This window comes from Pseudomonas sp. 22515 (genome assembly GCF_052044625.1).
GTDB lineage: Bacteria > Pseudomonadota > Gammaproteobacteria > Pseudomonadales > Pseudomonadaceae > Aquipseudomonas > Aquipseudomonas alloputida.
This window is the reverse complement of the sequence record NZ_JBQENN010000014.1, coordinates 94344-114202: the sequence shown is the minus strand read 5'-3', so window position 1 is coordinate 114202 and position 19859 is coordinate 94344. Positions and strand designations below refer to the sequence as shown.

The following is a 19859-nucleotide window of genomic DNA, read 5'->3' as shown; positions in this document are numbered from 1 at the left end:
CCCGCGAAGAGGCCGTAACAGGCGCCTGATGAATCAGCGCTTGCGCAGAATCACGCTACCAATCGAATACCCCGCACCAAACGAGCTCAACACACCCAACGAGCCTTTGGCCAGGTCATCCTGGTACAGGTGGAAGGCAATCACCGACCCCGCCGAGCTGGTATTGGCGTAACGGTCCAGAATCACCGGTGCCTCTTCCTCGGACACTTCACGCCCCACCAGTTTCTTGACGATCAACTGGTTCATGCTGAGGTTGGCCTGGTGCAGCCAGAAGCGCTTCACGTCGCCCGGTTGCAGCCCATTCTCCTGCAGGTGTTCACCGATCAGCTCGGCCACCTTCGGGCACACCTCGCGGAACACCTTGCGGCCTTCCTGGATGAACAGCTTGTCCGCAGCGCCTTCACCCTCTTCCGCCGCACGGTTGAGGAAGCCGAAGTTGTTGCGGATGTTGTTGGAGAACTCAGTCCAGAGCTTGCTGCTGACGATGTCGAACTGGTGCGCCGAAGTGGCTTGGTCGGCACGCTCCAGCAACACGGCGGTGGCGGCATCGCCAAAAATGAAATGGCTGTCGCGGTCACGGAAGTTGAGGTGGCCGGTGCACACTTCGGGGTTGACCATCAGCACCGCCCGCGCCTGGCCCAGCGCTACGCTGTTGGCGGCGGTCTGGATACCGAAGGTGGCCGACGAGCAGGCCACGTTCATGTCGAAGGCAAAGCCCTGGACACCCAGTGCCTGTTGCACTTCGATGGCGATGGCCGGGTACGGGCGCTGCAAGTTGGAGCAGGCGACGATCACCCCGTCGACATCGGCCGCCGTTCGGCCTGCGCGCTCCAGGGCCTGGCGGGCAGCGGCCACGGCCATTTCACACAGCACCGATGGTTCATCGTTGCTGCGCTCAGGCAAGCGCGGCTTCATGCGTTGCGGGTCGAGGATACCGGCCTTGTCCATGACAAAGCGGCTCTTGATGCCCGAGGCCTTTTCGATAAACGCCGCGTCGGAGAGCGGCGCCGCCTCGACTTCACCGCGCTCGATGGCGGCAGCGTTGTCCTGGTTGAACTGCTGCGACCAGGCGTTGAAGGAAGCCACCAGCTCTTCGTTGGAAATGCTCTGGGCCGGGGTGTACAGGCCGGTGCCGCTGATCACGACGTTATGCACGGTCGTTCCTCTGGTCAAAGGCCACCGCCACAGGGCGCTGGCTGGAAACATGACAGGTTAATGGCACTTTAGTGCCAATTCAGGGGCCTACGTTTACCCCCGCAAGGCGGACTCACCCGCCAAGGGCCGCAAAGCGGCCCCAAACGCCCCAAAGTTTGCCACAAATAATAGAGGTTAGCCTTCCACCTGACTCCATTGTTTGTTCAATCGCTTGTCAGAAATCGGCACTTTGGTCCCCAACTGCTGGGCAAACAGCGACACGCGATATTCTTCCAGCCACCAACGGTACACAGTCAGTTGCTCATCGCGCTTACCTTCCTGGGCATGCTTGTCGGCACGGGCCTTGTACTGCGCCCACAAATTGGCCAGCTCGCCGCTCCACACCCGGTCCTTCTGTACTTGCGAGCCGAGTTTCTCGAGGCGCAATTCAACCGCCTTGAGGTAACGCGGCAACTCCTTGAACCACACCCCAGGCGTTTCGCGCACGAAGCCCGGGTACACCAGGTTGCCTAGCTGCTGCTTGATGTCGTTCAGTGCCACCGCTTGGCTCAGGTCGATCTTGCCCTTGAAGCGTTTTTGCAGACCATGCCACAGCTTCAGCACTTCCAGGGTCTGCCTTGCCAGGCGCTCGGCATGCTCGGCCCAGCTGCCGCGCTTGCGTTCAGCCAGCGCGGCCAAGGCCGCGCCATCACGTGGCAACGGTTGTTCGCCTTCAAGGATGCAACTGTCCAGGCTGGCCAGCAGAATGTCTTCGACCAGCGCCTCGACCCGCCCCATTTCACGGTACAGCAGGCCCAGCTCGGTCAGCCCCGGCAGCTTGCCGCGCAGGAACTTGGCCGGCTCGGCCAGTTGCTGCAGCAACAGCCGTTGCAAGGCGCGGCGGTGCTGAAACTCGGCTTCGGCCTGGGTCGAGAAGCGCCCTTCACGCACAGTGCCGTTGTCTTCCACCAGCGCCGGGTACACGGTCATCGACAGGCCGGCGATCTTCTGCTGAGCGGTCTGCTTCACTTCGCTGAAGGCCTTGGCCTGCACCGGCTGCTCACCCTTGGCGTCACGCGGCACGGCCAGGGCAGCCTGGCTGGCGGCAGCAAAGCGCGCGGTCAGTTCCGCCAGGTCGCGGCCTTCGCCAAGGAACTTGCCCTGGCCATCGACCACTTCGATGTTCATGCGCAGGTGGCCTTCGACCTGGTTGACCGACTCGTCCCAGGCCTCATCCGACACACGCGCACCGGTCATGCGCAGCAGCTCCTGGCCCAGGGCCTGCGGGAGCGCCCCTTGGCCGAAGGTCATGCGCGCCAGCGAAGCCTTGACGAAGTCAGGCACCGGGACAAAGTTCTTGCGCAGGGCCTTGGGCAGGTTGCGCACCAGCGCCACGCACTTGGCCTCCAGCAGGCCCGGCACCAGCCACTCCAGGCGCTCGCCCGGCAGGCTCGGCAACAGCGGCGCCGGCACCCGCACCGTCACACCATCGCGGGGGTGGCCGGGCTCGAAGTGGTAGCTCAGCGGCAGGCGCAAATCGCCCACCTGCATACTGTCGGGGTACTGTGCGGCGGTCACTTCGCTGGCCTCGCGGGCCAGCACGTCCTCCTCGCGCATGATCAGCAGGTTGGCGTCCTTCTGGCTGCCCATGCGGTACCAACTGTCGAAGGTCGCCGTCTGGTGGATTTCCGCCGGCAGGCGTGCTTCGTAGAAAGCGTACAGCGTTTCTTCGTCAGCCAGAATGTCACGCCGGCGAGCCTTGGCTTCCAGCTCGTCCAGCGCTTCAAGCAGGCGTTTGTTGGCCGCCAGGCATTTGGCCCGCGACTGGATTTCGCCACCCACCAGGCCTTCACGGATGAACAGCTCGCGCGAGGTCGCCGGGTCGATCGGGCCGTAGTGCACCGGCCGACGGCCGACCAGGATCAGCCCGTAGAGCGTGATCTGCTCGTAGGCCACCACCTGCCCGCGCTTCTTCTCCCAGTGCGGCTCGAAATGGTTTTTCTTGATCAGGTGGCCGGCCAGCGGTTCGATCCAGTCCGGCTCGATCTTGGCCACCATGCGCGCATACAGCTTGGTGGTTTCGACCAGCTCGGCAGCCATGACCCACTGCGGGCGCTTGCGCCCCAGGCCCGACGATGGATGCACCCAGAAGCGCCGCTGGCGGGCGCCCTGGTAGTCGCCCTCTTCGGTCTTCTGGCCAATCTGGCTGAGCAGCCCGCTGAGGATTGCCTTGTGCATCTTCTGGTAATCGGTCGGTTCCTTGTTCACCGTCAGCTGCAGGTCACGGCAAATCAGCGCCAACTGACGATGAGCATCGCGCCACTCGCGCAGCCGCAAGTAGTTCAGGAACTGCTTGCGGCACCAGTTACGCAGCGGGTTGGCAGTCAGCGCCTGGCGTTGTTCCTCGAAGCCGCGCCACAGGTTGACCAGCGCCGCGAAGTCCGAGTCCACGTCCTTCCACTGTGCGTGCGCCTGGTCGGCGGCCTGCTGGCGTTCTGGGGGGCGTTCACGCGGGTCCTGCACCGACAGCGCACTGGTGACGATCAGCACTTCCTGCAGGCTGCCCAGGCGCGCGCCTTCAAGCAGCATCCGGCCCAGCCTCGGGTCGATCGGCAAGCGCGCCAGCTGGCGGCCAATTGGCGTCAGTTGGTTCTCGCGGTTAACCGCCGAAAGCTCCTGCAACAGGTTGAAGCCATCGCTGATGGCTTTGCCATCCGGCGGCTCGATGAACGGGAAGGCATCGATTGCGCCCAGGCGCAGGTGCAACATCTGCAGGATCACCGCCGCCAGGTTGGTGCGCAGAATCTCCGGGTCGGTAAACGCTGGCCGGCTGTTGAAGTCCTCTTCGCTGTAGAGACGCACGCAAATGCCCGGCTCGACCCGGCCGCAACGGCCTTTACGCTGGTTGGCACTGGCCTGTGACACCGCCTCGATCGGCAGGCGCTGGACCTTGGCGCGGTAGCTGTAGCGGCTGATGCGCGCGGTCCCGGTGTCGATCACATAGCGGATGCCAGGCACGGTCAGCGAGGTTTCGGCGACGTTGGTGGCCAGCACCACGCGGCGTCCGGTGTGCGGTTGGAAGATCCGCTGCTGCTCGGCCGGCGACAGGCGCGCGTACAGCGGCAAAATCTCGGTATGGCGCAGTTGCGCCTTGCGCAGGATCTCGGCGGCATCACGGATTTCCCGCTCGCCCGGCAGGAAGATCAGCACATCGCCCGGCCCCTTGCCCTCGCTACGCTCGTGCTGCGCCAGCTCGTCGAGGGTGGCAAGGATGGCCTGATCGACGGTGAGGTCATCCTCGATCTGGTTGCCCTCTTCGTCCTGTTCGCTGGTCAGCGGGCGGTACCAGGTGTCCACCGGGAAGGTGCGCCCGGACACCTCGATGATCGGCGCACCGTCGAAGTGCCTAGAGAAGCGCTCCAGGTCGATGGTGGCCGAGGTGATGATCAGCTTCAGGTCCGGTCGACGATGCAGCAACGTTTTCAGGTAGCCGAGCAGGAAGTCGATGTTCAGGCTGCGCTCGTGCGCTTCGTCGACGATGATCGTGTCGTAGCGTTCAAGGAAGCGGTCGTGCTGGGTTTCGGCCAGCAGGATGCCGTCGGTCATCAGCTTGACCAAGGTATTGGAATCGCTCTGGTCTTCGAAACGCACCTGGTAGCCGACCAGCGCGCCCAAGGGCGTGCCCAGCTCTTCGGCGACTCGCGCGGCCACGCTACGCGCTGCGATCCTGCGTGGCTGGGTATGGGCGATCAACCCATGGCTGCCACGGCCAAGTTCCAGGCAGATTTTCGGCAACTGGGTCGTCTTGCCAGAGCCAGTTTCGCCGGCGATCACCAATACCTGGTTTTCGGCCAGGGCCTTCTTGATTTCGTCACGCTTGGCGGCGATGGGCAGGTTGTCGTCGTAGCGTACGGTCGGCACGCTCTGCTGACGCGCGGTGACCTGAGCGCAGGAGGCCTGGACCTTCTCCACCCACTGCGCCAGCTTCGCCTCGTCGGGGCGCTTGCGCAGTTCGTGCAGTTGCCGGCGCAGGCGATGGCGGTCGGCAATCATGGCGTGGTCGAGGTTTTGCAGCAGTTTGTCGATGGCGTGGTCAGTCATGGGGCTTTTTAGTGATGCAGGTGAGCCTGCTTTTTCATGATCGGCATTCGGAAAGTCGGGCGATTGTCGCAGATTTGCGGATTCTCTGCTGCTTGCACGCTCCCTGTGAGAGCGGCCTTGTGTCGCGATAGGGCTGCAAAGCGGCCCCAGCAACTTCTGAATGGTCGCTGATGGCCGGGGCCCGCTACGCGGCCCTTTCGCGACGCAAGCCCGCTCCCACTTTGACCGTGATGCTTTCACCACGAATGTTTAGCCAAGTGCGATGTAAAGGTTGCCATTCACTGCTTTAATCAACCTTACGCCGCATGTGAGTATCAAAGGCATGACTCCCGCCCAGCCTATCGCCCCACCGTCGTCCCGCCCTTCGCTACCGAAGGCCCGGAGCCGTGCCGGGGAAAATCCGCTGGTCCACATCATCCTCGCCTTCTGGGCCTTGTGGCACTGCCGTCACGCGCGCCCACCGGACACCTCGCTCACGCCATTGTGACCAAACCCGGCCAGCGTCTGGCCGTTTGACTCAACTGGGCCGCCTGCTTGCGCGGTGGCCCTGCGCGCCTATGAGCGAATTGATCATGCACTTTGCCCCTGTAGAGCAGGCTACCCGTTTTCTGGCCGACAACCCCGATATCGAGCTGTTCGAACTGTTCATCCTCGACGCCAACGGTGTGCCACGCGGCAAGCTGTTGCACCGCGAGGAACTGCTGGCCGTGTACCAGACAGGCCGGCCACTGCCCAGCACCATCCTTGGCCTGACCCTCAATGGCGACGACGTGGAAAACTCCGGCCTGGTGTGGGACGTAGGCGATATCGACTGCCGTGCCTACCCGCTGGACGGCAGCCTGGTGCGGCTGCCCTGGCGCCGGGTGCCCACCGCTGCAGTGCAGGTGAGCATGCACCCCAGCGAGGGGCTGCCGGCCAGCATCGCTGACCCACGCCATGTGCTGCTGCGCACCATCGAAGCGTTGAAGGCCGATGGTTACCACCCGGTGATGGCCTGCGAGCTGGAATTCTACCTGCTTGACCAGCAGCGTGATGCCCAGGGCCGCCCACAACCGGCACTGGACAACGATGGCGGTCGCCCACGCAGCACCCAGGTCTATGGCCTGCGCGAACTGGAGCAGATCGAACCGTTCCTCGCCGACCTGTACGCTGCCTGCAAGGCCCAAGGCATCCCGGCGCGCACGGCCATTTCCGAGTACGCCCCCGGCCAGGTGGAAATCACCCTGGAGCATGGCGATGCGCTGCAGGCGATGGACCAGGCGGTGCGCTACAAGCGCCTGGTAAAAGGTGTGGCCCATGCCCACGGCATGCAGGCCTGCTTCATGGCCAAGCCATTTGCCCAACTGGCCGGCACCGGCATGCACATGCACCTGAGCCTGGCCGACAGCGCCGGCAACAACCTGTTCGCCAGCGAAGACAAGGCCGGTACCCCGCTGCTGCGCCAGGCCGTGGCCGGCATGCTGCGCCACCTGCGCGACTCGCTGCTGCTGTTCTGCCCCAACGCCAACTCGTACCGACGTTTCCAGGCCAACAGCTATGCGCCCCTGGCGCCAACCTGGGGCGTGGACAACCGCACCGTGAGCCTGCGTGTGCCAGGAGGCCCTGCCAACAGTCGCCATGTGGAGCACCGCATCTGTGGCGCGGATGCCAACCCTTACCTGGCTGCAGCGGCGATCCTTGCTGCCAGCCACCAGGGCATCCGCGAACAGCTTGACCCAGGTGCCCCCGTTGAAGGCAACGGTTACGCTCAGGCCACCGAACACCTGCCCACCGACTGGCTGACCACCCTTGACGCCCTGCAACATTCCGAATGGGCCCGTGAAGCACTGGGCGAAGACTTCCTTGGCGTGTACCTGAAGGTCAAGCGCGCCGAGTACCGCCAGTTCATGGCTGAAGTCAGCGAACAGGACTGGCGCTGGTACCTGCACCAGGCCTGAGCCCCTACAAAACAAGGAACACCCATGAACGCAGCATTGAACAACGGCCCGGCGCAGCGCGCGCCGTCCTATTACAGCGCCACCCTCAACGACCACAGCGAGTACCCGCAACTCAAAGGCACGGTGCAGGTGGATGTGGCGATCATCGGCGGTGGCTTTACGGGCGTGGCCACGGCGGTTGAACTGGCCGAGCGCGGCCTGAAGGTCGCCATCGTCGAAACCAACCGTATCGGCTGGGGCGCCAGCGGTCGCAACGGCGGCCAGGTCACCGGCAGCCTGTCGGGCGACGAGGCCATGCGTTCGCAGATGCGCAACCACCTGGGCGCCGAAGTGGACGATTTCATCTGGCACTTGCGCTGGCGTGGGCACCAGGTGATCGAGCAGCGCGTGGCGCGCTATGGCATCGATTGCGACCTCAAGCGTGGCCACCTGCATGCAGCCATGAAGCCTTCGCACATGAACGAACTGCGTGCGTTCGAGGCCGAAGCACAGCGCCGCGGCATGGGCGAGCAGGTGCAACTGCTCGACCGCGCTGCAGTGGCGGAGCATCTGCAAAGCCCGCTTTATCTGGGTGCGTTGAAGAACCTGCGCAACCTGCACCTGCACCCACTCAACCTGTGCCTGGGTGAAGCCCGTGCCGCACATGGCCTGGGTGCACTGATATTCGAAAATTCCGAAGTGCTGGACATCGTCCATGGCCCGCGCCCGGCGGTGGTTACCGCCCACGGCCGGGTGGAGGCACGCCAGGTGATGTTGGCCGGCGATGTGTATCACAAGCTGGAAAAGCGCCAGCTCAAGGGCAAGATCTTCCCGGCCATGGGCGGTATCGTCACCACCGCGCCGCTGGGTGAGCTGGCCGAGCAGATCAACCCGCAGGACCTGGCGGTGTACGACTGCCGCTTCGTCCTCGACTACTACCGCCTGACGGCCGACAAGCGCCTGCTGTTCGGCGGCGGCGCCAACTACTCAGGCAAGGATTCACGCGACATCGAAGGCGAATTGCGCCCCTGCATCGAACGCACCTTCCCGGCATTGAAGGGGGTGCCGATCGAGTTCCAGTGGAGCTGCGCCATGGGCATCGTGGTCAACCGCATCCCGCAGCTGGGCAAGCTGTCGGACAACGTGTGGTACTGCCAGGGTTACTCGGGGCACGGCATTGCCACCAGCCACATCATGGGCGAGATCATGGCCGAAGCGTTGACCGGCACGCTGGAGAAGTTCGACACCTTTGCCCAGTGCAAGCATGTGCGGGTGCCGATGGGGGACTTGCTGGGGAACCCGCTGCTGGCGGCGGGGATGTGGTACTACCAGATGCTCGAGAAGCTGCGCTGAGTTGCGCGGATGTAGGCGCGGGTTTACCCGCGAAAGGGCCGGCCCTGCTGACCGATTTCCACCCGCCGTTCACCGTTGTCGCCACTACCGTATTCGCGGGTAAACCCGCTCCTACAGGGGCTCACAATGTCTGAAGACGGCGCCGCATCTTATTGTGGGGCCTTGTGTCGCGAAAGGGGCGCATAGCGCCCCCAGCCATTGTTGCATCGCCGCCGAAACCCCAGGGCCGCTTCGCGGCCCTTTCGCGACACCAGGCCGCTCCCACACTGAGCGTGCAGGCTTATGGTCAGGCGATCTTCTTCAAGCCTTGCTTCTTGAGCTCTTCATCACGCAGTTCGCGGCGCAGGATCTTGCCAACGTTGGTGGTAGGCAGCGAGTCGCGGAACTCGATGTGGCGCGGTACCTTGTAGCCGGTGACGTTGGCACGCATGTGCTCCATCACCTGCTCCTTGGTCACGGTCATGCCCGGCTTGACCACGATGAAGACCTTGATCACTTCACCCGACTTCTCGTCCGGCACACCGATGGCAGCGCACTGCAGCACGCCCGGCAAGGCCGCCAACACGTCTTCCAGCTCGTTGGGGTACACATTGAAGCCCGAGACCAGGATCATGTCTTTCTTGCGGTCGACGATGCGCATGTAGCCGTCCGCCTGGATCACGGCGATGTCACCGGTCTTCAGCCAGCCTTCGCTGTCGAGAATCTCAGCCGTGGCGTCTTCACGCTGCCAGTAGCCCTTCATCACCTGCGGGCCCTTGACACACAGCTCGCCCACTTCGCCAAGCGGCAGCTCATTGCCGGCGTCGTCGATGACCTTGCACAAGGTCGACGGCACCGGAATACCGATGGTGCCCACCTGGTTCGCTTCCGACGGGTTCACCGCCGCCACCGGGCTGGTTTCGGTCATGCCGTAGCCTTCGCAGATGGCGCAACCGGTAACGGCCTTCCAGCGCTCGGCCACGCTTAGCTGCAAGGCCATGCCGCCCGACAGGGTGATTTTCAGCGCCGAGAAATCCAGGGCTCGGAACGCCTCGTTATTGCACAAGGCGACGAACAGGGTGTTGAGGCCCACAAAGCCGCTGAACTTCCACTTGCCCAGTTCCTTGACCATCGCCGGCAAGTCTCGCGGGTTGCTGATCAGCACGTTGTGGTTGCCGATCAGCATCATCGCCATGCAATGGAAGGTAAACGCATAGATGTGGTACAGCGGCAGCGGGGTGATGAGGATTTCGCAGCCTTCGTGCAGGTTGGCGCCCATCAGTGCCCGGCACTGCAGCATGTTGGCCACCAGGTTGCGGTGGGTCAGCATGGCGCCTTTGGCCACGCCGGTGGTACCGCCGGTGTATTGCAGCACCGCCACGTCGCTGGCCTGCGGGTTGGCTTCGGTCACGGGCTGGCCCTTGCCCAGCGCCAGGGCGTCATTGAAACGCACGGCCTGCGGCAGGTTGTAGGCCGGCACCATCTTCTTCACGTACTTGATCACGCTGTTGATCAGCAGGCGCTTGAGTGGCGGCAGCAGGTCGGCCACTTCGGTGACGATAACGTGCCTGACCTGGGTTTTGGGCACCACTTTTTCGGCCAGGTGGGCCATGTTGGCCAGGCACACCAAGGCCTTGGCACCCGAGTCGTTGAACTGGTGTTCCATCTCCCGCGCGGTGTACAGCGGGTTGGTGTTCACCACGATCAGCCCGGCACGCATGGCACCGAAGACCGCGACCGGGTATTGCAGGACATTGGGCAGTTGCACGGCAATGCGGTCACCCGGCTTGAGGTCGGTATGCTGCTGCAACCAGGCGGCAAACGCCCCCGACAACGCATACAACTCGCCATAAGTGATAGTCTTGCCCAGGTTGCTAAAGGCCGGTTTGTCGGCAAAGCGTTGGCAGGATTGCTTGAGTACTGCCTGGATATTGGGGAATTCGTCAGGATTGATTTCCGCCGTAATCCCGGCTGGGTACTTATCCTTCCAAAAATTTTCGATCATGGAAGCCCACTCCTTCAGCAACAGCGAAGTTCGATTCACGCGTCGATGCGCTTATTATTGATATGAGATGACGGTTCGTTGCAAACCGGATCATCTGGAAGCGGGCCGAGAGTAACAGCTTTGCCTGGGGTCGCCTAGAGGCCAAAACAGGCCTTACGGTCACAAAAATGACTCAATGAACAATACAGGTCATTTTTAGAGTAATTATCCAAAATGTCGCAGATAAGGCTGTATATGGCCTGTTAGAGCGGTTTAGAGGCATTCGCGGGTGAACCCGCTCCTACATTGGCGGTGTAGGAGCGGGTTTACCCGCGAAGACGCCAACCCGTATCACGCTATATCGCGCAACTCCCGCCGCAAAATCTTGCCCACCGGCGTCATGGGCAACGATTCGCGCAGCACGATGTGCTTGGGTACTTTGTAGCCGGTGAAATTGGCCTTGCAGTAGGCCTTCAGCTCATCAACGCTCAGCCCCCCCTCGCGCGGCACCACGAACAGCTTGACCGCCTCGCCGGAACGCTCGTCCGGCACGCCGATAGCCGCACAGTTGGCGACCTTGGGGTGCCCCATCACCACATCCTCGATTTCGTTGGGGTACACGTTGAAGCCCGAGACGATGATCATGTCCTTCTTGCGGTCGACGATGCGGGTGAAGCCGTCCGGGTCGATCACCGCGATATCACCGGTCTTGAACCAGCCTTCTGCATCCAGTGCCTGGGCCGTTGCCTCGGGCTGCTGCCAGTAACCCTTCATGACCTGCGGGCCTTTGATGCAAAGCTCGCCCCGCTCGCCCAGCGGCAGTTCGTTGCCATCATCATCGATGACCTTGAACGCAGTACCCGCCACGGGGATGCCCACCGTACCCAGACGCGCCAGCTGGCCATAGGGGTTGGTGCTGGCCACCGGCGAGGTCTCTGTCAGGCCATAACCTTCAACGATGCGGCACCCGGTAAGGTTTTCCCAACGTTCGGCGGTGGCCTTGACCAGCGCTGTGCCACCAGAGTTGGTGACCTTCAGCGCCGAGAAGTCCAGCTGACGGAAGCCCGGGTGGTCCATCAGTGCGACAAACAAGGTATTGAGGCCCAGCAAGGCAGAGAAACGCCACTTGCCCAGCTCCTTGATGAAGCCGGGAATATCCCGCGGGTTGGTAATCAGCACGTTATGGTTGCCGGTGACCATCATGCACATGCAATTCGCGGTGAAGGCATAAATGTGGTACAGCGGCAGCGGCGCAATCATCACTTCCTGGCCGTCCTTCAGCAGCTTCTGCCCATCGGGGCCGTGCTGCGAGAAGCAGGCCAGCACCTGCAGCATGTTGGCCACCAGGTTGCCATGGGTGAGCATGGCGCCCTTGGCCAGGCCGGTGGTGCCGCCGGTGTACTGCAGCACAGCGATGTCCTCGAGGTTCAGCGACACCGGTTTGGGCGACAGCCCGCGGCCCTCGCGCAGCACCTGCTTGAACGGCACCGCCTGGGGCAACCGGTAGGCCGGCACCATCTTCTTCAACTTGTCGACCACGGTGTTGACCAGCCAGCCCTTGGCGGCCGGCAACAGGTCGCCCATCTTTGCCTCGATCAGGTACTCGATACCGGTATCGGGCAGCACCTCCTGCACGCGCTTGCCGAACATGTTCAGGTACACCAGCGCACGCGCGCCACTGTCCTTGAACTGGTGGCGCATCTCGCGCTCGGTGTACAGCGGATTGGTATTGACCACGATCAGCCCGGCGCGCATGGCACCGAATACGGCGATGGGGTACTGCAGCACATTGGGCATCTGCACGGCGATGCGCTCACCCGGTTTGAGGTCGGTGTGCTGCTGCAACCAGGCAGCGAAGGCTGCCGAATGGCGCTCCAGTTCCGCGTAGCTGAGGGTCACGCCCAGGTTGCTGAACGCCGGGCGGTCGGCAAAGCGCTTGCAGGAGCGCTCGAACACCTCGACGACCGAGGCGTAGGCATTGATGTCGATGGTGGAAGGCACGCCTGCCGGGCGCTTGTCATTCCAGAAGTCGGCTTGCATTTATTATTGTTCCTCTGCCTGGACCTGCACTGCGTCCTTTAGTCCTTTACCTGACCGCCTGCCGGCGAAAAGGCGTTGATTCGACGTTAGCAGGTAAACCCAAGGTGGCATATACGCCAAGTGCCGCCATTAACATTGTGAATCTTATTTGTGCCCCTCCTGCAATCCGGCCGGTTGTGCATACACTGTTCGGGTAACCGCGCGCACAAGGACCCGCCATGCCTCACGACGCCTTCTGGCTGCCCGCCAGTGAGCACTGCAGCCTGTACGTACACCAATGGCTGCCGGCCACACCGGTAAAGGCCGTGGTGCTGCTGGCCCATGGCATGGCCGAGCATGCCGGGCGCTACCAGCGCCTGGGCCAGGCCCTGAGCGAGGCCGGCTTTGCCCTGTTCGCTGCCGATCAGCGTGGCCACGGGCGCACTGCCGAGCTGGGCAACCTCGGCCTGTTCGCCCGCCATCATGGCTGGAATGCCGTGGTCAACGACCTGGGATGTGTGGCCCAGCATATCGGCCAGCAGTACCCGTGCACGCCGCTGTTCCTGTTCGGCCACAGCATGGGCAGCTATATCGCCCAGGCGTACCTGCTGCATCACAGTGGCAGCCTGCACGGGGCTATCCTCAGCGGCTCCAACTACCAACCGGCCGTGCTGTACCGCTTTGCGCGGCTGATTGCCCGGCTGGAGTACTGGCGCCAGGGGCCACTGGGCAAGAGTGCACTGATCGAATGGTTGTCCTTCGGTTCGTTCAACAACGCCTTCAAGCCCAACCGCACAGCCTTCGACTGGCTCAGCCGCGACCCGGGCGAGGTCGATCAGTACGTGAACGACCCGTTGTGCGGCTTTCGCTGCACCAACCAGTTGTGGCTCGACCTGCTGCAAGGCTTGGCGCAGATCAGTCGGCCGGGTAACCTCGCGCAGATCGATCCCAACCTGCCGATGCTGGTGATTGGCGGTGAATGTGATCCGGTCAGTGCCGGCAAGCGTCTCACCCATCTGGCCGACGCCCTGCGCGCGACCGGCAACCGACATGTACAGCTGCGCGTCTACCCGGAGGCGCGGCATGAAGTACTCAACGAAATCAACCGTGGCGAGGTCATCGCCGATATTCTCTGCTGGCTTGAACAGGCGCTGGCCCTTGGCCGCCCTGCGCGCAGTGAATGATAGCCGCCCTCGCCCAACGCTTAAGGAAGCATCGATGTCCCAGGTCACCAACACGCCTTACGAAGCCCTCGAAGTCGGCCAGACGGCCGAGTACAAGAAGTCCGTTGAAGAACGCGACATCCAGCTGTTCGCTGCGATGTCCGGTGACCACAACCCGGTTCACCTGGATGCCGAATTCGCCGCCAAGAGCATGTTCCGCGAACGTATTGCCCACGGCATGTTCAGCGGCGCGCTGATCAGTGCTGCAGTGGCCTGCACACTGCCTGGCCCTGGCACCATCTACCTGGGCCAACAGATGAGCTTCCAGAAGCCGGTGAAAATTGGCGACACCCTGACCGTGCGCCTGGAAATCCTCGAGAAGCTGCCCAAGTTCAAGGTGCGCATCGCCACCAACGTCTACAACCAGAACGACGAGCTGGTGGTCGCGGGTGAAGCCGAGATCCTGGCGCCGCGTAAGCAGCAGACCGTCCAGCTGGTGTCGCCGCCGAATTTCGTGGCGAGCTGAGGTGTGATGCAGCCAGCCTCTTCTTCAAGGCTGCTCTCCTGGGTAACCCGCTAACGCTATGATTTGGCAGGCATCCTGTGGGAGCGGGCTTGCCCGCCAAGAGGCCGGCACACCTCACATCATTCGATAGCCTGCAAACGCCGCTCGATATACCGCCGCTCAGGCGCCTGCCGGGTCAAGGCCAGCGCCTGCCGCCAGGCCGCCCGCGCCTCTTCCACCTGTCCCAGCTGGCAATGCAACTCGGCGCGTGCCGCGTGTGCCAGGTGATAGTCCAGCAACTCCCCCCGTGCCAGAATCCCTTCGACTTCCCGCAAGCCAACCTCCGGCCCATCCCGCTTCGCCAGGGCCACCGCGCGGTTAAGCGCCACCACCGCTGATGGCCAATACCGCTGCAACACGTCATACAGCCCGACGATTTCTCCCCAGTCCGTCTCTTCAGCCGTCGCCGCTTCGGCATGCACGGCAGCAATCGCCGCCTGGATGGTATAGGCCCCAAATGCACGGCTCTGCAGGGCCTGGCGCACCAGAGCACAGCCTTCGGCAATGAACTGCCGGTCCCACAGGCTACGATCCTGCTGCTCCAGAACCACCAAATCGCCTTGGCCATCGATGCGCGCCCGCTGCCGGGACGCCTGCAGCAACATCAACGCCAGCAGGCCGACCGCCTCCGGGTCGGGCAGCAACTGCACCAGCAACCGCGCCAGGCGAATGGCTTCATCGCTCAGCGCCTGCTGCAGCAGTGTCTCGCCCGATGACGCCGAGTAGCCCTCGTTGAACACCAGGTAGATCACCCGCAATACGCTTTCCAGGCGCTCGGGCAGCTCATTCAGCTCCGGTACCTGATACGGTATGCCCGCGTCACGGATCTTGGCCTTGGCGCGCACGATACGCTGGGCGATGGTGGCCGGGCTTTGCAGAAAGGCGCGGGCGATCTGCTCGGTGGTCAGGTCGCAGACTTCGCGAAGCGTCAATGGCACCTGAGCGTCGGCCGACAGGGCCGGATGGCAACAAGTGAAGATCAGCCGCAGGCGGTCATCCGCCAGCAGTTCTTCTTCACTGGGGTCCTGCGCCTGACCATCCAGCAGCATGCTCAAGTCCGCCTGGGAGCGGTCGAAGCGGACGCGCCGGCGCAGCGCGTCGATGGCCTTGAAGCGCCCGACAGAGACCAGCCACGCTCGCGGGTTGGCGGGGATACCGTCGCGTTGCCAGCGCTCGACGGCAATGAAGAAGGCGTCATGCATGGCCTCCTCGGCCAGGTCGAAATCACCCAGCAAGCGGATCAGTGTCGCCAGTATGCGCCGCGATTCCCGCCGGTACACGGCCTCGACTTCGGCGCGCACCTGGGCCAGTGCGGCCATCAGTCGGGCATCCGCTGGGTCACCACCTCCACCAGGCGGTCCAGGCTTTCTCCCCAGCCTTGGTGGAAGCCCATTTCTTCATGGGCCCGGCAGTCGGTGGCATTCCAGTGCCAGGCACGGGCGGTGTAGCGGGTTTTGCCCTGTTCCTCGTCAAAGCTGATCACGGCGGTCATGAAGGCCTTGTCCGACGGCACCCAACCGGGGCCGAAGGCATCGGTGAACACCAGCCGGCGTGGCGCGGCAATTTCCAGGAAAACGCCCTGGTTCGGGTACTCGCTGCCATCCGGCGCGCGCATCAAGGTGCGAAACAGGCCACCGGCCCACAACTGCATCTCACACTCCGGGGTGGTCATGCCGCGCGGCCCCCACCACTGCATCAGCCACTGGGGTTCGGTCCAGGCGCGAAATACCTTGGCCGGTGGGGCGTCGATCAGGCGGCTGATGGACAACTCGTGTTGCGCCTGGGCAATGGGGGCAAGGCTCATGCTGATTGTTCTCCTTAGCTGTCAGGGTTGCAGCTCGCGCACCGGTCGCACCTCGACACTGCCGACCCGCGCGGCAGGGATGCCCTTGGCGATATTCAGCGCTTCGTTGAGGTCGCGGGCCTCCACCAGATAAAAACCGGCCAGTTGCTCCTTGGTCTCGGCGAACGGGCCGTCGGTCAGGCTCATGTGTCCGTTGCGCATGCGTACCGTGGTGGCCGTCTGCACCGGCTTCAGCGCCTCGGCCGCCAGCATGCGCCCGGAACCGTGAATGGCTTCGGCGTAGGCCATGCATTCGGCGTCTGCCGGGCTGTCGGGCAGGCTGTGCAACAGCCCCTCGTCACAATAGACCAGGCACAGGTATTTCATGGTCGCCTCCAGGGTATTGGCAAAGTGCGTTTGGCGATAAAGGCTCAGGGCTTGAGATCGAACAGGGCCTTTTGCGTTTCCATGTCGAAAGGCGCCGACCAGTGTTCGTGGATGACCTGCCACTGGCCGCCTTGACGACGATAGCCCACCGTGGCGCGCATGAAGCCGCACTGGCTTTCGTCGTCGCCCGGGCCGCAGCGGTTCAGCCAATGGGCCAGGGCCAGATCGCCAGCGGCGTGCACGGTGAGTTGGGCAAGTTCGAACACCATGGGGCCGGTGCACATGCCCATGCACATTTCCCAGTGCGCCGTGTAGGCAGACTTGCCTTTGAATTGCAGGGCCTGGATGGCATCGAAGGCGACGATATCGTCGGCGTAGGGGGCGATGATGCCCGGGATGTCGCGATCGCGCACGGCTTGCATCCAGCGCTCGATCAATTGGCGGATTTCGGATTCGGCTGCGGTGCTCATCGGGGGGACCTCCGACAGATCATAGGGGGCACGGTGTGTGACGCGTGCCTTCAGCTATGGTCGAACGGGAAGCGGAGGATTCGACAGGCGGGGAGATTATTCTGTATTGGCGGAGCACCTGGGTGATCGCATCAGGGCCAGCAAGTGCCCGCCACAGCGTTTTCAGCCACTGTGGCGGGCACCGCCAATCAACCCTGCTGGCAACCTTCACCCATGGCCCGGTACTGGATGGTGTGCACCTGGCCCTGATGGTCTTCATAGGTCATGGTCGCAGGTACCACTTCGCAGACATTGGGGATGGTCGACAGGTTGATCACCCGCTTGATGTCCAGGTTCATCGAGTAGTCGTACTGCTGAGCCACAGGCTCGCTGGAGACGGGTTTGGCCTCATCGGCGAGGGCGAACGAGGACATACCGACCAATGCAAGAATCAGTAATGGTTTCATGTGGTTTTGCCTTTAGAGCGTTCAAGCTGATCGATTGACTTCTATTGCCGTATCCGGCGCGGAGAAGTTGTCATCTAGGGTCTAGATGGCACGAAGTACCGATCCCGCTTCGTACTGCCAGGGGGGATGAACAAAATTCTACTCCCGGCCAGCAATAGTTGAACCCCGCAGTCGGATATTCACCCTTGCCGGTTTTGCAACAATCTGCGACAAAGTGGCCGCAAATCATCAGGCCAGAGCCTCTGGCCACGTTTCAGGGTAGGACTCGCCATTTCTGAAAAATTGTCCTGTTCGACGCTTTCGGACACAGAACGCCGTTTGCTGGACCACTTTTACCGCCAGCACAGCTCACGCATGCGCGCTGCAAGCGACGCCGAACTGTGGGTAGCACGGGCCCCTGGCATCATCGCCGGGCTGAGCCTGAGTGCGGTGGGTGAGGGATTCTGGCTGACGGGCCTGTTCGTCGCCCCGCAGCGGCGCAACCAAGGGGTGGCCGCGCAGTTGATCGAGGCAGCACTCGCGCAGGTTGACGGGCCCGTCTGGCTGTTCTGTCATCCCGACCTGACGCCCTTCTACCAGCGCCTGGGTTTCGACCTGGCCCAACAGCTGCCAGAAGCCCTGGCCAGCCGCCTGCTTCGCTATCAGCGCAACAAACGCCTGGTAGCCCTGCAGCGAGGTCAGTCGTCGCTGACCTCGAGCCCAGGGAACAGCACCTCGGTGTAGCCGAACCTGGAAAAGTCCTGGATGCGCGAGGGGTATAGCCGGCCGATCAGGTGGTCGCACTCGTGCTGCACCACCCGCGCATGAAAGCCATCGGCAAAGCGGTTGATCGGGTTGCCCTGGGGGTCGATGCCCTGGTAGCCGATATGCTTGAAGCGCGGCACCACGCCGCGCAAGCCAGGCACCGACAGACAACCTTCCCAGCCGTCCTCGATCTCGCTTGAGGTCGGGGTGATGACCGGATTCAGCAGAATGGTCTGCGGCACCGCCTCGGCATCGGGGTATCGCTCGCTGCGCTCGAAGCCGAAGATCACCAACTGCAGGTCGATGCCGATCTGCGGGGCGGCCAGGCCCACACCGCCTACGTGACGCATGGTTTCGAACATGTCGTCGATCAGTTGCTGCAGTTCGGCACTGCCAAGCATGTGCTCGGGCACTGGCGGAGCGATGCGCAGCAGGCGTTCGTCGCCCATCTTGAGAATGTCACGGATCATCAGGGGTTCGGCTCGACGCTATGAGGCTTGCTCGGGTTCGGGTGCTCGTGACCCAGTACAGTCAAGGTTTCCTTGGGCTTTTCCCCGTCGAAGTCTTTCTCGCCCGGGTTCTTGCCTTCGGCTGACATGTGCTCGATCACCGCATTCATTTCGGCGCCGAGCAGCAGCACGGCAGCCGAAATATAGAAATACAGCAACAGCACGATGATTGCACCAATGCTGCCGTACATGGCGTTGTAGTCGGCAAAGGTCTTCACGTAGTAGGCAAAGCCCAGTGAGGCCACGATCCACACCACAACCGCCAGCACCGAGCCCGGGGTGATGAAGCGAAACTGCTGTTTCACATCAGGCATCACGTAATAGATCAGGGCCACTGCCACCATCAGCAGAATGATGATCACCGGCCAGCGCAGGATGGTCCACAGTGTGACGATGAACTCCTGCATGCCGATCTGGGCGGCTATCCATTCCATCACCTGCGGGCCCAGCACCATCAGCGCTGCGGCCGCCAGCAGCATGCCAGCCAGGCCCACGGTGTAGAAAATGGAAAGCGGGATACGCTTCCACACCGGGCGCCCTTCGGGCACATCGTAAGCGGCGTTCATGGCGCTCATCATCAGGCGCACGCCGGCGGAGGCGGTCCACAGGGCGATCACGATACCCACCGACAGCAGCCCGCCCTTGGATTGTTGCAACTGGTCGATCACCGGGTTCACCTGCTCCAGCGCCTGGGGCGGCAACACCAGTTCCGATTGCAGACGCAGCCAGGAGAAAAAGTCCGGCAAATGCAGGAAACCGATCAGGGCAATCAGGAACAACAGGAAGGGGAATAGCGAGAACAGCGCCTGGTAGGCCAGCGCTGAGGCATAGGTGGACATCTCGTCGTCGAGGAATTCCTTGACGGTGCGAACCAGCACGCGGTGCAGGGGCAAGCCGCGCAGGTCGGGGAAAATCATAGCGTCTCCTTTCGCCGCTTGATCGTTACACAGGCAAGTCTAATAGACCGTGCCCGAGCTGTGCTGCTCCCGGCCGTGATTGAAGAATTTGCTTACGAATAGTGCCGGCCTCTACGCGGGTTTACCCGCCAGAGACCGGCACAGGCCGCCTCACCTCAAGTCAAGGCTTCTTCACCGCATCCTTCACATTGCCCTTGACCTGCTGCGCCTCGCCTTTAAGCTCCTGCGCCTTGCCTTCAGCCCGCAGCTTGTCGTTGTCGGTCACCTTGCCAACACCCTGTTTCACGTTGCCGATCGCTTCGTTGGCCAAGCCTTTCGCTTTGTCTTTAGTACCGCTCATGGCAAAACTCCTGCAAATGGAGACACGTGAACCGTGTCGACAGTAGGTT

At 62.7% G+C, this 19859-nt stretch carries 17 protein-coding genes; 5 read left to right on the top strand and 12 right to left on the bottom strand.

Going from position 1 to position 19859, the window contains the following annotated elements:
* Window positions 1-33 precede the first annotated feature (33 nt).
* Together ACTJJN_RS15075 and hrpA are read right to left on the bottom strand one after the other, a co-directional pair.
* Window positions 34-1155 carry a beta-ketoacyl-ACP synthase III gene (locus tag ACTJJN_RS15075; RefSeq protein ID WP_003254616.1) on the bottom strand — a complete coding sequence of 374 codons (1122 nt, stop codon included), beginning with the start codon at window positions 1153-1155 and terminating at the stop codon, window positions 34-36.
* 174 nt (window positions 1156-1329) lie between these two features.
* On the bottom strand, window positions 1330-5235 hold the full coding sequence (gene hrpA / locus ACTJJN_RS15070) for an ATP-dependent RNA helicase HrpA (protein WP_012051524.1): 3906 nt from the start codon (window positions 5233-5235) through the stop codon (window positions 1330-1332).
* 572 nt (window positions 5236-5807) lie between these two features.
* Between hrpA and ACTJJN_RS15065 the strand changes: the two genes are divergently transcribed.
* Together ACTJJN_RS15065 and ACTJJN_RS15060 are read left to right on the top strand one after the other, a co-directional pair.
* Window positions 5808-7172: a glutamine synthetase family protein gene (locus ACTJJN_RS15065; protein ID WP_029380539.1), complete on the top strand. Its 1365-nt coding sequence runs from the start codon at window positions 5808-5810 to the stop codon at window positions 7170-7172.
* A gap of 24 nt (window positions 7173-7196) precedes the next feature.
* Window positions 7197-8504, top strand: coding sequence for an NAD(P)/FAD-dependent oxidoreductase (locus tag ACTJJN_RS15060; RefSeq protein WP_003254619.1), 1308 nt, complete (start codon window positions 7197-7199; stop codon window positions 8502-8504).
* Window positions 8505-8790: 286 nt separating this feature from the next.
* Here the strand turns inward: ACTJJN_RS15060 and fadD1 are convergent, their stop codons facing one another.
* A complete protein-coding gene (gene fadD1, locus ACTJJN_RS15055; protein WP_440781374.1) occupies window positions 8791-10488 on the bottom strand; it encodes a long-chain-fatty-acid--CoA ligase FadD1 in 1698 nt (565 codons plus the stop codon).
* Between the two features lie 330 nt (window positions 10489-10818).
* Window positions 10819-12507, bottom strand: coding sequence for a long-chain-fatty-acid--CoA ligase FadD2 (gene fadD2, locus ACTJJN_RS15050; RefSeq protein ID WP_014755704.1), 1689 nt, complete (start codon window positions 12505-12507; stop codon window positions 10819-10821).
* 218 nt (window positions 12508-12725) lie between these two features.
* Here fadD2 and ACTJJN_RS15045 point away from each other — a divergent pair, with 218 nt between their 5' ends.
* Window positions 12726-13670: an alpha/beta hydrolase gene (locus tag ACTJJN_RS15045; protein ID WP_014755702.1), complete on the top strand. Its 945-nt coding sequence runs from the start codon at window positions 12726-12728 to the stop codon at window positions 13668-13670.
* 34 nt (window positions 13671-13704) lie between these two features.
* Complete coding sequence (locus ACTJJN_RS15040) at window positions 13705-14175, top strand: MaoC family dehydratase (RefSeq protein WP_088513417.1); 471 nt, start codon at window positions 13705-13707, stop codon at window positions 14173-14175.
* 119 nt (window positions 14176-14294) lie between these two features.
* On the opposite strand, the gene ACTJJN_RS15035 is transcribed toward ACTJJN_RS15040, so the two are convergent.
* The 5 genes from ACTJJN_RS15035 to ACTJJN_RS15015 all read right to left on the bottom strand — a co-directional run bounded on the left by ACTJJN_RS15035 (window position 14295) and on the right by ACTJJN_RS15015 (window position 17300).
* Window positions 14295-15533 carry an RNA polymerase sigma factor gene (locus ACTJJN_RS15035; protein WP_440781372.1) on the bottom strand — a complete coding sequence of 413 codons (1239 nt, stop codon included), beginning with the start codon at window positions 15531-15533 and terminating at the stop codon, window positions 14295-14297.
* Complete coding sequence (locus ACTJJN_RS15030) at window positions 15533-16018, bottom strand: SRPBCC family protein (RefSeq protein WP_012051517.1); 486 nt, start codon at window positions 16016-16018, stop codon at window positions 15533-15535. Before ACTJJN_RS15030 ends, ACTJJN_RS15035 begins: the two co-directional genes overlap by 1 nt.
* 21 nt (window positions 16019-16039) lie before the next feature.
* Window positions 16040-16384, bottom strand: coding sequence for a YciI family protein (locus tag ACTJJN_RS15025; protein ID WP_010955228.1), 345 nt, complete (start codon window positions 16382-16384; stop codon window positions 16040-16042).
* A gap of 44 nt (window positions 16385-16428) precedes the next feature.
* Window positions 16429-16854: a YybH family protein gene (locus ACTJJN_RS15020; RefSeq protein WP_010955229.1), complete on the bottom strand. Its 426-nt coding sequence runs from the start codon at window positions 16852-16854 to the stop codon at window positions 16429-16431.
* A 188-nt stretch (window positions 16855-17042) separates the two neighbouring features.
* Entirely contained in the window at window positions 17043-17300 is a 258-nt protein-coding gene (locus ACTJJN_RS15015) for a DUF2790 domain-containing protein (RefSeq protein ID WP_003254632.1), read from the bottom strand.
* Between the two features lie 318 nt (window positions 17301-17618).
* Here ACTJJN_RS15015 and ACTJJN_RS15010 point away from each other — a divergent pair, with 318 nt between their 5' ends.
* Complete coding sequence (locus ACTJJN_RS15010; RefSeq protein WP_003254633.1) at window positions 17619-18023, top strand: GNAT family N-acetyltransferase; 405 nt, start codon at window positions 17619-17621, stop codon at window positions 18021-18023.
* Here ACTJJN_RS15010 and def read toward each other — a convergent pair.
* The 3 genes from def to ACTJJN_RS14995 all read right to left on the bottom strand — a co-directional run bounded on the left by def (window position 17978) and on the right by ACTJJN_RS14995 (window position 19810).
* Window positions 17978-18514, bottom strand: a complete 537-nt coding sequence (gene def, locus ACTJJN_RS15005) for a peptide deformylase (protein ID WP_324737052.1) — start codon at window positions 18512-18514, stop codon at window positions 17978-17980. The two genes, ACTJJN_RS15010 and def, sit on opposite strands and share 46 nt — an antisense overlap.
* Window positions 18514-19470, bottom strand: coding sequence for a YihY/virulence factor BrkB family protein (locus ACTJJN_RS15000; RefSeq protein WP_003254637.1), 957 nt, complete (start codon window positions 19468-19470; stop codon window positions 18514-18516). Before ACTJJN_RS15000 ends, def begins: the two co-directional genes overlap by 1 nt.
* Window positions 19471-19630: 160 nt before the next feature.
* Entirely contained in the window at window positions 19631-19810 is a 180-nt protein-coding gene (locus ACTJJN_RS14995) for a CsbD family protein (RefSeq protein ID WP_012051514.1), read from the bottom strand.
* Window positions 19811-19859: the final 49 nt, after the last annotated feature.

Bases quoted from the DNA above. Each gene is read 5' to 3' on its own strand.
- hrpA (WP_012051524.1), bottom strand. From the start codon at position 5,235: ATGACTGACCACGCCATCGACAAACTGCTGCAAAACCTCGACCACGCC.
- ACTJJN_RS15065 (WP_029380539.1), top strand. From the start codon at position 5,808: ATGCACTTTGCCCCTGTAGAGCAGGCTACCCGTTTTCTGGCCGACAAC.
- ACTJJN_RS15060 (WP_003254619.1), top strand. From the start codon at position 7,197: ATGAACGCAGCATTGAACAACGGCCCGGCGCAGCGCGCGCCGTCCTAT.
- fadD1 (WP_440781374.1), bottom strand. From the start codon at position 10,488: ATGATCGAAAATTTTTGGAAGGATAAGTACCCAGCCGGGATTACGGCG.
- fadD2 (WP_014755704.1), bottom strand. From the start codon at position 12,507: ATGCAAGCCGACTTCTGGAATGACAAGCGCCCGGCAGGCGTGCCTTCC.
- ACTJJN_RS15045 (WP_014755702.1), top strand. From the start codon at position 12,726: ATGCCTCACGACGCCTTCTGGCTGCCCGCCAGTGAGCACTGCAGCCTG.
- ACTJJN_RS15040 (WP_088513417.1), top strand. From the start codon at position 13,705: ATGTCCCAGGTCACCAACACGCCTTACGAAGCCCTCGAAGTCGGCCAG.
- ACTJJN_RS15035 (WP_440781372.1), bottom strand. From the start codon at position 15,533: ATGGCCGCACTGGCCCAGGTGCGCGCCGAAGTCGAGGCCGTGTACCGG.
- ACTJJN_RS15030 (WP_012051517.1), bottom strand. From the start codon at position 16,018: ATGAGCCTTGCCCCCATTGCCCAGGCGCAACACGAGTTGTCCATCAGC.
- ACTJJN_RS15025 (WP_010955228.1), bottom strand. From the start codon at position 16,384: ATGAAATACCTGTGCCTGGTCTATTGTGACGAGGGGCTGTTGCACAGC.
- ACTJJN_RS15020 (WP_010955229.1), bottom strand. From the start codon at position 16,854: ATGAGCACCGCAGCCGAATCCGAAATCCGCCAATTGATCGAGCGCTGG.
- ACTJJN_RS15015 (WP_003254632.1), bottom strand. From the start codon at position 17,300: ATGAAACCATTACTGATTCTTGCATTGGTCGGTATGTCCTCGTTCGCC.
- def (WP_324737052.1), bottom strand. From the start codon at position 18,514: ATGATCCGTGACATTCTCAAGATGGGCGACGAACGCCTGCTGCGCATC.
- ACTJJN_RS15000 (WP_003254637.1), bottom strand. From the start codon at position 19,470: ATGATTTTCCCCGACCTGCGCGGCTTGCCCCTGCACCGCGTGCTGGTT.
- ACTJJN_RS14995 (WP_012051514.1), bottom strand. From the start codon at position 19,810: ATGAGCGGTACTAAAGACAAAGCGAAAGGCTTGGCCAACGAAGCGATC.